The 12974-nt window shown below is 34.7% G+C and carries 9 protein-coding genes; 6 read left to right on the top strand and 3 right to left on the bottom strand.

What is annotated here, in order from left to right; all coding sequences use genetic code 11:
* Positions 1-104: 104 nt before the first annotated feature.
* The 3 genes from K8344_RS00130 (at position 105) to K8344_RS00120 (ending at position 3033) form a co-directional block, all read left to right on the top strand.
* Positions 105-1172: an NADH:flavin oxidoreductase/NADH oxidase gene (locus K8344_RS00130; protein ID WP_165149237.1), complete on the top strand. Its 1068-nt coding sequence runs from the start codon at positions 105-107 to the stop codon at positions 1170-1172.
* 106 nt (positions 1173-1278) lie between these two features.
* Complete coding sequence (locus K8344_RS00125) at positions 1279-2286, top strand: LLM class flavin-dependent oxidoreductase (protein WP_237606221.1); 1008 nt, start codon at positions 1279-1281, stop codon at positions 2284-2286.
* Positions 2287-2376: 90 nt separating this feature from the next.
* Entirely contained in the window at positions 2377-3033 is a 657-nt protein-coding gene (locus tag K8344_RS00120; protein ID WP_237606219.1) for an HAD family hydrolase, read from the top strand.
* 89 nt (positions 3034-3122) lie between these two features.
* Here the strand turns inward: K8344_RS00120 and K8344_RS00115 are convergent, their stop codons facing one another.
* The gene (locus K8344_RS00115; protein WP_237606217.1) at positions 3123-4601 is read right to left on the bottom strand and encodes an exonuclease domain-containing protein; all 1479 of its coding nucleotides are present in this window, start codon (positions 4599-4601) and stop codon (positions 3123-3125) included.
* A 478-nt stretch (positions 4602-5079) separates the two neighbouring features.
* Between K8344_RS00115 and K8344_RS00110 the strand changes: the two genes are divergently transcribed.
* The 3 genes from K8344_RS00110 (at position 5080) to K8344_RS14180 (ending at position 9226) form a co-directional block, all read left to right on the top strand.
* Complete coding sequence (locus tag K8344_RS00110; RefSeq protein ID WP_237606215.1) at positions 5080-6717, top strand: tetratricopeptide repeat protein; 1638 nt, start codon at positions 5080-5082, stop codon at positions 6715-6717.
* A 121-nt stretch (positions 6718-6838) separates the two neighbouring features.
* Complete coding sequence (locus K8344_RS00105; protein WP_237606213.1) at positions 6839-7891, top strand: T9SS type A sorting domain-containing protein; 1053 nt, start codon at positions 6839-6841, stop codon at positions 7889-7891.
* Between the two features lie 561 nt (positions 7892-8452).
* A complete protein-coding gene (locus tag K8344_RS14180) occupies positions 8453-9226 on the top strand; it encodes a DUF1206 domain-containing protein (RefSeq protein WP_237606211.1) in 774 nt (257 codons plus the stop codon).
* 175 nt (positions 9227-9401) lie between these two features.
* On the opposite strand, the gene K8344_RS00095 is transcribed toward K8344_RS14180, so the two are convergent.
* Positions 9402-12542 carry a DUF3427 domain-containing protein gene (locus K8344_RS00095; protein WP_237606209.1) on the bottom strand — a complete coding sequence of 1047 codons (3141 nt, stop codon included), beginning with the start codon at positions 12540-12542 and terminating at the stop codon, positions 9402-9404.
* Complete coding sequence (locus tag K8344_RS00090; RefSeq protein ID WP_237606208.1) at positions 12542-12925, bottom strand: (deoxy)nucleoside triphosphate pyrophosphohydrolase; 384 nt, start codon at positions 12923-12925, stop codon at positions 12542-12544. The genes K8344_RS00095 and K8344_RS00090 overlap by 1 nt, the downstream gene beginning before the upstream one ends.
* Between the last annotated feature and the right edge of the window lie 49 nt (positions 12926-12974).

Genomic DNA, 12974 nt, shown 5'->3' with positions numbered 1-12974 from the left:
CCTGTAAACAACAAACAAATTTGAAAAGGCTAAACGATTTTCAGGCTATGAATTTAAACTGAGAATGCTATTCAAGTCTATTTTATAAATGATAAAAAATATAAATGAGCATACTTTTTTCACCTCTAAAAATAAAAAATACAACGCTTAAAAATCGAACTGTAATTTCACCTATGTGTATGTATAGTTGTGTTGACGGTTTTGCAAACGATTTTCATTTAGTGCACTTAGGAAGCCGCGCCTTGGGAGGTACGGCTTTAATTATTCAAGAAGCTACGGCCGTTTCACCTGAAGGAAGAATATCCTACGGAGATATGGGAATATGGAGTGATGAACACATTTTAAAACCAAAAGAGATAGTAAATTTTGTCCACGCACAAAAGGCGTTGATAGGAATTCAATTGGCTCACGCGGGTAGAAAAGCAAGTCATCAACTTCCACAAGAGGGAGCTAGGAAAATATCACCAGACGATAAAAATGGATGGCAAACGTACTCTTCTTCAGCCTTGCCTTTTAGAGAAGGGGAACCGGCGCCGCTAGCGTTAGATGCCAACGGCATTGAAAAAGTAAAACAAGACTACGTAGCTGCCACGCGTCGCGCGCAAAAAGCAGGTTATGACGTGGTTGAAATTCACGCGGCACACGGATACTTATTTCACCAATTCTATTCGCCTTTAGCAAATAATCGCACCGATGAATACGGTGGAAGTTTCGAAAATAGAATTCGCTTACTTCTTGAAGTTACCGAATTAGTTAGAGCAGAATGGCCAGAGGAAAAACCACTTTTTGTTCGTATTTCAGCTACCGATTGGACAGAAGGAGGGTGGACGATTGAGGATTCGGTAAAACTTGCTGTAGAATTAAAAAAACGCGGGGTAGATCTTATCGATACCTCTACTGGAGGTAATGTGCCGAAAGCAGTAATTCCGAGTGAGCCTGGGTATCAAGTTAAATTTGCAGAACAAATAAAAAAAGAAGCAAACATTTTAACCGGTGCAGTAGGTCAAATTACCACTGCTGAGCAATCGGAAGCAATTTTAAAAGAAGGGAAAGCCGATTTAATTTTCTACGGAAGAGAAAGTTTAAGAGACCCACATTTTGCATTACGTGCCGCCAAGGAGTTAAACGCAGATATCGAATGGCCAATACAATACCAACGAGCTAAATTATAGTTACAGAGTTGATCTTGTGGCAATCGAAAACCTAATCGCTTATTTAGATGGTCGCTGTGATTCATTTTAAAGTAATACAAAACAATTAATAGCTACTAAACATATTATGACTAAAGAAGAACATAAAATAAACATACCATTTTCAGTTTTAGACCTCGTTCCTGTAATACAGGGAAGTAGTCATAAAACGGCCATGGAAAGTAGTCTAGCTTTAGCTCAAAAAGTAGAGGAGCTAGGTTTTAAACGCTTTTGGATTTCGGAACATCACAATGCAGAAAGTTTAGTGAGTTCAGCTACGCCATTATTAATTGGCTATGTTGCCGAAAACACTAAATCTATTCGCGTGGGGTCTGGTGGCGTTATGCTGCCAAATCACGCTCCCTTAATTGTAGCAGAGCAGTTTGGAACGCTTGCTACGCTTTATCCAGATAGAATTGACTTAGGTTTAGGACGTGCGCCAGGCACCAATCAGCTTACGGCGAGAGCGCTAAGGCGGGAGCGTACCGAATCTGTAAACGATTTTCCGAATGATGTGCAGGAGTTACGACAATTTTTTTCTGCAAGCAATCAAAACAGTTTGGTGAGAGCCATTCCTGGAGAGGGACTAGATGTGCCGTTGTACCTATTGGGTTCAAGTACCTACAGCGCGCAATTAGCAGGAGCATTAGGATTGCCGTATGCCTTTGCGAGTCATTTTGCGCCAACGCATTTGCACGATGCCTTAAGATTGTATCATGGTAACTTTGAAGCCTCAAAACAATTGGAAAAGTCTTATACTATGGCTGGAATTAATGTGGTAGTTGCCGATACCGATGAGGAAGCCGAATATTTATCTTCGAGTATGAAGTTGTTTATGCTGAATATTATCAGAAATACTCGCGCCCCACTGCCACCACCTGTAAAAGATATGGATGAAGTGTGGAGTCCGATGGAAAAAGCACATATTACTAAAATGATGGAATTCACTTTTATTGGCAGCAAGGAAACAGTTCGGAAAAAACTTCTCAATTTTATAGCAGAAACAAGAATTGACGAAATTATTGTCGTTGCCCATATTCACGATCAAGAAGCGAGATTAAAATCGTTTGAATTACTGTCGGAAATAAAGCAATAGTGCCTAAACCCTAAACGGATTGACACCTACTTTTAAAAGGAAGTTTTTAAAAAACATTGTTTTCTGTACCTTCGTCAAAAATTTTTAAAAATGCTGAAAGCTGTTCTTTTTGATATGGATGGTGTTATTGTAGACACCGAACCTTTACACCGTAAAGCTTACTTCAAAATGTTTGAAGAGGTAAAAATTGATGTAAATGAAGAACTTTACGATTCGTTTACAGGACAGGCCACTTTGCCAATTTGTAGAACTTTGTGTGAACATTTTAGTCTTACAGATGCCCCGGAACACTTAGTTGCAACTAAAAGAAAGCATTTTAAATACCTTTTTGAAAATGATACTAGTCTCGATCTTCTAGATGGGGTTTACGACTTGATAAAAAATTATTATGAAAACGGACTCACGCTAGTATTGGCTTCGTCGGCTTCTATGCCTAACATCAATCGTATTTTCGATCGATTTGATTTAAATAAATATTTTAAAGCAAAAATTAGTGGCGCCGATTTAAAAGCTTCAAAGCCACATCCTGAAATATTTATCAAAGCGGCAGCCCTTGCTGGACAACCTGCCGAAAACTGTATGGTGATTGAAGACTCTACTAACGGAATTAAAGCTGCGAAAGCAGCAAATATTTACTGTGTAGGTTTTAAAAGCCCACATTCGGTAAACCAAGACTACACCAAAGCAGATAAGGTGATTACTAGTTTTGATGAGATTCGTTACGAGAAATTAACGGATTTATCCTAGCCGATTCTAAAGACCTGACAGGTTTTTAAAGTTCTGACACGTTTTCAAAGACCTGACAGGTTTCTAAAACCTGTCAGGTCTAAGACTAATTAAGCCAAATCCCAATGGCTAAAAACATCTTCTACAGTAGATTTAACTCTTTTGTTTCGCAAGGTTTCCACTCTGTAATTTGCGAGTTGAGGTGATTCATCAAAGTGTACTACATTTTTTTCTCCGTGTTTTTTAAGATGACTTCTAATAATGGCGTGGGTGTGATACGTAGCTTGTTGGAGTTTTAAGAAAGGTTCGTAATCTTCAACATTGCAAATAGCATCGCTTCTATCAAAAAATCCAAACCCTCGATACTGACCTTCAACAACTAAGGCAAAGGCTATTTCGTCTTCCGTTCTACCTTTCCCTTGAATGGCAAAACTGGGTTTGTTTTCGTATAAATCTTGTAGAGCCGCTTGTACTTTAGCGTTGTAATCTTCTATAGTTTCAGTGTCCTCACAAATTCCTTCACAGTTTTTTATTCGGTAGTGACTGCATATTTCAACATTGCTTTGCAGCGTACAAAATCGCGGACAGAGTTTATAAGTCTCACAAATTTCCTCTAGCTTTTCAAGAGCCTCGGTTTTATTGTAAAAAGTGCCAACCGAATCGTGCAATACCTTGGTCTTGCTTAGCGCAAGCTGAATTATCCCGCGTTGATTGGTATAGCTAATAATTTGATAGGTAGTTGTAGGCCACTTTTGGGCGCGGTTAAACTTTGGGTAATGCTTTCGGATATGTTCCGACTCCACTAAAAGCGCTAATAGCTCGTTCCCTGTAATTTCAAAATCTATAAAATGTGTTTCTTGCCCGAGTTGGTATTCCTTGGTTTTTTTATCGTAGAAATGTGAGAGCACCCGTTTCTTGATATTCTTCGCTTTCCCCGCATAAATCACCTGATGTTTTTGGTTTTTGAAAAGGTAAATCCCAGGGGATTCTGGGAGTTCGTTAATCTGTTCAGTGGCAATATGGGGTGGGAGTGTAGCTTGTTTAGAACGCGGATTTAGAAATGTATTGATGGTTTCCCAATTTTCATCTAAGGAAAGCAATCGCTGAAAAAGAATAACCGTTGCATCCACATCGCCTTCCGCTCGGTGTCGGTTGAGGTGTGGAATGTTTATGGTGTTACAAAGTCTGCCTAAACTATACGAAAGATGTCCAGGAATCAATTTGCGAGACAGTCTAACGGTACAGAGTTTCTTTCGGTTGTAATGTTGTCCTATTCTTCTAAACTCGCCTCGAATAACATTGTAGTCGAAACTAACATTATGAGCTACAAAAATGGCATCTTTAGTGAATTCTTCGACAGTTTCTGCGATTTCAAAAAAGCGTGGAGCATCGGCTACCATTTCATTGTTTATACCTGTAAGGGCCGTGATATGCAACGGGATTTCACGCTCCGGATTTACAAGCGATGTAAACTTGTCTATCACCTCGCCATCTTTTAAAAGTGCGATGCAAATTTCGGTAATCCTATTCCCTGCAATACCGCCTCCGGTAGTTTCAACATCTATAATTGCAAAAAGTTGTGATTGCATTTTTAATTACTTGAAAAACAAATGTAGGAAAAGTATTTTTAATATTTGGAATTATTCCTGTAAAATGGAAATAATCCAATTCAGTGTGTTTTAAAATGTTTAAATGCTTTAGGGAGCAAAAATATTAAAGGAATACAAGAAACTTTTGAATTTGTAAACCAATCCAGCTTTGGAATGTGTTAATGGCATTTACTGCCAGCGGCTTTATTTCTTAAGGTGGGTTTTGCGTGTTTACCTGTTACCTAAACTTAACGGAAGGGAAGATTTTTTAAAAGTGATATATAATCCAAAAATAACTTAACCTCCTTCAAGTTTTAAGCATCAATTTTCTATATTTTTAACCAGTCAAAAATAAATTTACACTCTTGTTTATATTCCAATGAAGCATCTATTTTGATCGTTCCTGAAGCTTTTTGATAAATTGCCATACCATATTAACCTTTTAACATTTAACATAACCCCACAATCTCGTTTATATATGAGGACCCTTTTTAAACTTTTTATATTTCTTATAAGTCCTTTTTTATTTGCACAAAATGTAACCCAACTAGACAGTCTTTTAAGGCAAGGGATAGATGCAAGAAGTAATAAAAATTATTCCTTATCCTTGGAAATTTTGACAAAAGTACGCTCTGTTGCCGAAGAAAATCAATGGTATAGACAACAATTTTTGGCCATCAACAATATTGGAGCCAATTATTATTCTATGTTAGATTATGGAGAGGCATTAGATAATTATTTGGAGGCATACACCATAGCGCTTAAACATCTCGATGGCAACGAAGAGATGACTGTATTAAACAATATTGCTCTCCTCTACATTGAGGAAGGCGATTTACTTAAAGCAGAAGAAAATTTTTCCAAAGCTTATATACTTGCAAAAGAAAATAATGAAAAAATTAAAACGGGATTATATGCAATAAATCTTGGAATAGTTGAAAATCAGCGGGGTAATATTGAAAAAGCAGCCCGCTATCTCGCCGAAGCAGGAAAAATTGTTAAAGATATACCCGCTTTATCAGTTCAGGTAGAGATAGCATTAGCAGAGAATTGGTATAAGCGTGGTGAACTGCAAAAAGCTAGATTATTAGCACTAGAAATCCTGCCAGAGTTAGAAAATATTTCTTTTAATGAAGAACGAATTTCTTTATTAATGTTGCTTTCAAATATAGCGAGAGATGAGGGAGATACAGCAAACGCTATTTCATACGCTAAGGATGCCTTAAATGCTGCTCTTAATCTTAAAAATCGTATCGATATATTTCAGAAATTAGCAAGGATATACTCAAAAGGTGGTTCCTATAATGAGGCATTAAAGGCAAAGGATTCAGTTATTGCTCTCACAGACTCCCTACATAAATTAAAAAATGGTAGGGTGTTTGAAGCCAATAGGGTAAAATTTGAAGTAGCCAATTATAGAAGAGAACTTCAGCAAAGTAAGGAATCACAAAGGCAAGAGCGAATCACCCTTTATAGCCTTTTGGGTATTTCAATTATACTTATTTGTCTTACAGCTTGGGCACTTTATAATAGCTATATTAAAAATAAGCAACGCAAAAAATTAAACCAACAAAACAAAGAATTTATAAAATTAGAACTCCAAAAAAAAGAAAGTGATATTCTTTTATTAGAAAAACAATTACATGCAAAAGAAGCAATAGCTCTGTTAGAACAGGAGCGTCTTAAAAATGAGATAGAAAAAAGAAACAGAAAGTTGGCAGCCAAAGCCCTTCAAATATCAGGACGTAATGAATTGATAAAAGAAGTAATCAATAGCTTTACAGATCGGACTGAAATTTCTCGAAATGCCTTTTTGTCTACCAAAATAAAAGAACTTAAAAAATTACTGAAAAAGGATTCGGAATGGGAAAGTTTCCTTACACATTTTGAAGAAGTAAATCACGGGTTGCTTACAAAACTTCGAAATAATCATTCCGAATTAACCGCCAATGACATTCGATTCCTTAGCTATTTATATATGGAGCTTAGCACCAAGGAAATAGCATCGCTTTTTAACATAACCGTTGAAGCGGCTCGTAAGCGAAAAGAACGTATTAGCAATAAAATGGGGCTCGAAGATAGCAGTGTCTTATATAGCTATATTACAACACTTTAGCGTATTGTGTCACACTTTTTCCGAAATCCGTCACGCTATTTATAAAGCTTTTGTAATTAGTTTATCAATAATTCTTGGAATATTGAATTTCATTAAATGTCTAAAATTTAAATTTTAAATTATGAAAAAATTACTCCTTCTTACAGTGTTCATGTTTATCGGAAACATTCTGTATTCCCAATGCACCTTTGATACCACTATTACCTCTAATCCCGATTTGAGTGGGGGCAATCAAATGCAATGTTCAGATCAGATAATCGTTTTTAACGCTCCTTCAGGGTACGATAGTTATCAATGGAAATACAAATTTTCTACCAATGGGAATCCAAACGATTTTCAAGGGGAAACAAATAACACTCTCACCATAACTGCTGGAGATCTTGGCTTTGCATATGTTTACGTTACTATGACTGACGATGGATGTACTGAGGATTCAAACAATATAATGTTCGATACCTGGATTTTTAATTCTCCCGCAATACAACACGATGTAGACAGAGACCTATGTTATGGCGAAACCTCCATTATTACCAGTGCTTTTTCTGGCCCCCAGAATTATAGATGGTACAAAGATGGCGTTATTGTTCAAGAAGGAACTCAAGATTTTTATGAAGTCTCTGAAGCGGGTTCATACCTATTAGAGGTTTCATATTCACAATGTCCAGACCAATGGTTGTCTAGTGGAGTGCCAGTTATTTTTACCGTAAGCGGCGAAGAGGTTTTAATTACCGAATCGGGAAATAGCTTGTTTACTACCGAAAATGGCGATGCGTATTCCTGGTTCTTAAATGGCACAGAAATTACGGGAGCAAATACTTTTACTTATACCCCAGTTGAAACAGGTGATTATACAGTAGCAGTAACATTTAATGAACAGGAAACTTGTATCATCGAATCGATGCCATACTTTTTCACTGTTTTATCGATGCCAGACGTAGAACTCAATGGTATCTATTTTAAAAACACCTTAGCGGTCGACTCTCAATTTGTATTGCACAACAATCTTCAAAAGCCGTTGTCGTATACCATTTTTGACCTTTCTGGAAAACAATTGGTTTCAGAAAAAAGCAATATTTCCCAAATTGTCATTGCAGCCCAAAACTGGGAGCGGGGAATTTATTTATGTAAAGTGGAAACCCCTGATGGAAGTAAGACCTTCAAACTACTCCGTTAATTTTCGGGTTTTAAATTGAAGAAATGCCTATAGATATATTTTCTACAGGCATTTTTCTTTATTGAAAAGGAACAAAATTATTATCTTCCAAAATGAATACTTGTTAAGTAGGATTTTTTCAACTATTTCGGCTATTTGATACTGCTATCGAAATTAAGAAAATTGAAACTCCATTAAATTCGAATGATGTAGTTAAAAAAAATAGAGAACACAAAAAATAAACTATGGTTCAACGTAAAAACAAACAATGCGCTTATAGTTGTACTATATATTTGTTATAATCTAATGAGAAGTTTTATTAATTTAAATGTGAATCGTTAAGAATGCATGATATAGACCAAATATCCTCAGGTCTTCCTCCCTACAATACTACCATCAGTATTAATCTAGAATATGTTGTCTATAACGAACCCTCCACATTCTACCATTTACCACCTAGTAACTTAGCAATTTGTTTATAGCACCACTATTTACCACAAGTTTTAACACTAATTAAAAACTCAATCCATCGTACAACAATTCGTACCTTTAAATGCTCAATTAACAAACCATAAATAATTTGTGAAAAACTCTTTTAAAACCCTTGCTATTATTGGCTTTGTTTCCAAGGGAATCATCTACTTGGTTATAGGGATACTTTCTTTATTGGCGGCATTAAATATGGGAGGCGAAAGTTCTGGAACCAATCAGGCACTCACGTTTTTAAAAAAGCAACCTTTCGGGCAAATTCTCTTGTTGTTTTTAGGTGTTGGTTTGTTTTGTTATTCGTTTTGGATGTTTGTACAAAGTATAAAAGATCCTGAAAAGAAAGGCGCTACCAAAAATGCCTTATTACAACGAATGGGGTTGTTTATCACAGGTTTGGTTTACGTTTTTATAGCAATTTTGGCATTCTATCACTTGGCTACTCCTACGGATAATGAAATAGTAAAAAGTACCTATCTTGATTTTTTGGAGCCTACTACGCTTGCTATTGTTTTCGTTGGAATTGGAATTATCCTAGCGATACAAACTGTTGTTTTAATTATAAGCGTTTTTAAGGGAGGAATGTTAGACCAATTTAATCTTGAAGGCAAGAAATATTCAGAAGTTATTCGAAGGCTGGGGATGTTTGGTTTTTACTCACGCGCTTTTGTAGTGGGAATTATTGCTTATTTCTTTTTACACGCTGGGTTCTACACTGGGAACAATAATATTAAAGGAATACAGGAAGCTTTTGAATTTTTAAACCAATCCAGCTTTGGAAAAGTGTTAATGGCAATTACTGCTGTAGGTTTTATTTCCTATGGTGCGTTTTATGTGTTTCTTACACGATATAGGAGTTTTGAGGAGTAGTGCTGGCATGTGAGTTTTTGTGATAAATTTTAAATGATTTTCACTCTAATTTTTTTCGTCATTACATCCTTTTAACTGATAAGAAATGAGTGAGAGTTAACTATGTTAAAAGCCTAACTAATTATGTTGAGTTTTAAGTTTTTATATACAAATTACAAGTTTGAAATGGAAAAATTTATCCAACAGCCATTTTTGCAGATGTTTTCCATAAATATTGAGGTAGAGGTTCGCTTAATTGCCAATTTATACTTATAGGTTTGGAGCCATAATAATCTTGAATATTACCTTCTCCTACAAACACATAGCCCATGGTATTTCCAAACTCGTCTTTAGCTTTTTCACGAACAAAAAGTAAAATCTTCTTATTGAGTTGCTTATGGTTGATATAGGTTAAGCCCTTACCATGGTCAACTCTTGTTTGATTTTGACTTTGCCAATGAAACAAAGTTTCACTAATGGCATAGTCATTATACATCGTGGTAGGGGAGAAGTCCTCTTCAGCTTTAATGAGATCTATAAACAAGATCTCTGTATTAAGTTTTTTGTTCTCAGCTACACCTTCTCTATTAGAGGATTTTTTAATAAACGTGCTTAATCCAAATGCAGCTAAAATTTGATCTCTAGTGTACCTTGAATGTAATTTTAACGGTTGCTTGTATGGTAGTTCAATATTTATTTCTTTAAAACTAATTTCATTAAGAAGAATCTCCAAGACTTCAATGATTTCTTTGACCAACACATTATTTTTTCCAATTGCCTCAATACTATCTTTTATGGAATTAAAATCTTCAGAACCTTTCCAAACGTCATAATGCAGCATCAATAGCATGACATTTTCTACTTCATTATATAAACTGAAATCAGGCTTAAAGTTCTCTTTAGCTAACTTTAATATGAATTCGAAATAACTAGTGGAATTGGTCGATAACCATTTTCTTAAAATAGTGGAAACAATTTCTTTCTCGTTGTGGCTGTCAAAATCTTCGTGTTTTCCTGCTAAATTAAGAAGCCTTTTCCAACTGCCTCTTTTATATATTGTTTGTAAGCTAAGATTATTAAATACTATAAAGTTAGCTAGTGTAAGAGGTAAAGTTGTCTGATGTTCGAAATTCTGAATCTTTTGAATTAGTTGTCTTTTATTCACGGTGGTGGCCGCAATAATGTTATCTAGAATACTTTGTTTAGCCTTTTGTTCGAGAACAATTGAGCATCCTAATGGTAAATGGGGAAAGTTATCTTCAATTTCTTTTTGAACGGGTGTTGTGGTTTTACCTATTAACGCCCTAAATTTATTTTCAAAATTATATTCTGGTCTGGCATTAGCTACAAAATCTAATACCGTTAAACATTCTTTGCCTTCAGACAGTCTAAGTCCTCTACCTAGTTGTTGAAGAAAAACCGTTAAACTTTCCGTAGGTCTTAGAAATAAAACTGTATCGATTTCTGGAATATCAACTCCTTCATTAAAAATATCAACTACAAATAAATAATTTATTTCTTTATTCTTTAACTTTTTTCTAAGGTCTTCCCTTTCTCTTGAGTTTTCACTTGTGAGGTAATGAGCTTTTAAATTAGCTAAAGTAAATTTTTCAGCCATATACTTTGCGTGCTCAATAGTCACACAGAATCCGAGAGCTCTTACGTCATTAATATCTCTTAAATATTTATTTGCATTGCTAATCACTTCACCTACACGTCGATCATTTGCCAAATACAATTTTGTCAATTCGCTGGGAACATATCTTCCATTCTCCCATCTAACTTTTGACAAATCTATACTATCTGAAATACCAAAGTATTGAAAGGGACAAAGAAGTTTTCGATTTAAGGCTTCAGGTAAACGAATTTCAGCAGCAATTCTATCACAAAAGTCTTCTAGAATATTTTCATTATCCATTCTCTCAGGGGTAGCAGTCAATCCTAAAAGAACTTTTGGTTTAAAATAATTAAGAATAGGACGATAACTTGAAGCAGCAATGTGATGGACTTCATCAATAATGATAAAGTCATAAAATGTTGAACTTAAAGAAAGTTCCTCGATTCTATTTCTTAGTGTCTGAACTGATGCGAATACAAAATCAAATTTAAAAGGTTGCATGCCATCAACCCATAATTCGCCAAAATTATTATCTTTTAAAACTCCTTTAAAGGTTGATATAGCCTGTTCTAAAATCTCTTTTCGATGGGCTACAAATAGAAGTTTCGCTGATTTATTTTCTTCTTTAAACCTTTTATAATCAAATGCTGAAATAACAGTTTTTCCAGTTCCAGTTGCTGCGACTAAAAGATTTTTATATCGGTTATGAACAATACGTTCAACTTCCAAGTTTTCCAATATTTCCTTTTGGTAAGGATAAGGATTTAAGTCGAAAAAGGCTAAATTGATAAAACTTTGATGTGGCAATTTTCCAGATCTTAAAGACTCAATCAATTTTTCAGAATGAATCTTGGCATCAAATAATTCGAATTCATTATTTTGCCAATAAGCTTCAAATGTTTTTTGAAATTTATCAATAATGTGTCCAACTTCTTTGGTAGTTATTTTAAGATTCCATTCTAACCCATCTGTTAATGCAGTTCGTGAAAAATTAGAAGAACCAATATAACCTGTGTGAAATCCTGAATTGCGATAAAAGAAATATGCTTTAGCGTGTAATCTTTCATTACCGGTATTATATGAAATTTTAACTTCAGTATTCGGTAGGTTTGATAATAATTGAATTGCTTTATAATCTGAAGCACCCATATAAGTAGTGGTGATAACTCTTAATCTTCCTCCTCTTTCTGTAAATTCTCTCAGTTCTTTTTCAAGAATTATTATTCCTTTCCATTTAATGAAAGAGACAAGTAGATCTACTCGGTTTGAAGACAAAATCTCTTTTTTTAATTCACTTTCTAAAGACAATCCTACATTTCCTCCTGTAAATAATTCGCTATGGGTTAGTCTTGTATATGGAGTTATTTCTTTTAAGTGTAGTTCTAAATCAGAAAAATGGGCATCAGTTTTTTCGAAAACAGCTTTTAGAATTCGACCTTCTGCTTTTACAAGATCTTCTTCAATTAGGTCATTGTCTATTTCTTCTTTTAAAACTCCAATAATTTTATTGGCAATTTTAATTTGATTTTCAATTGCGTTTTCACCCTTAATTAATGATAGCGCATATTTAATTGTACTATTCAGGTGCTTAGATAAAACTTGTGCAGCTTCTTCTTTATCAATTGAGGTATCTTTAATGTAATATTTATTTATTTCGAGGTTTTGAAGTCTGGAAGCGACAAGCTTAGTTATCAACTGTTCGTAAATACCTTCATTCATTATATAAGTGTTTTTAAATTCTCAATAAAAGGAATATCTGCATCGGCTATATCATATTCGTTCAAATCTTCAAAGGCAACAAGCCTGAAGTCTTTATGTTCTAAAAGTTCAATTTCACCAGCAATATAATCGCATAAATAAGCTGTTAGTCTTATTTTGAATGATCCATAATCGTGGATATTATAAGATATTTTTTTTAGCGGAATTATTTTAATACTTAATTCTTCTTTAATTTCTCTTATAATAGCTTCTTCTTCACTTTCTCCTTTATTTATCTTGCCGCCAGGAAACTCCCATTTCAAAGGCAATTTCATTTTTTCACTGCGTTGAGTGATAAGAATTTTATCATCTTTTAATATGATAGCGCAAACTACTTCAATCATTCTTATAAAGCTTAAAAATAAAATTTATATAGTGTAAACTATGTTTGGT

The organism is Aequorivita xiaoshiensis, assembly GCF_022008395.1.
In the GTDB taxonomy this organism is placed as follows: domain Bacteria; phylum Bacteroidota; class Bacteroidia; order Flavobacteriales; family Flavobacteriaceae; genus Aequorivita; species Aequorivita xiaoshiensis.
The sequence above is the reverse complement of the archived record's forward strand: the minus strand, read 5'-3'. Positions and strand labels throughout refer to the sequence as shown.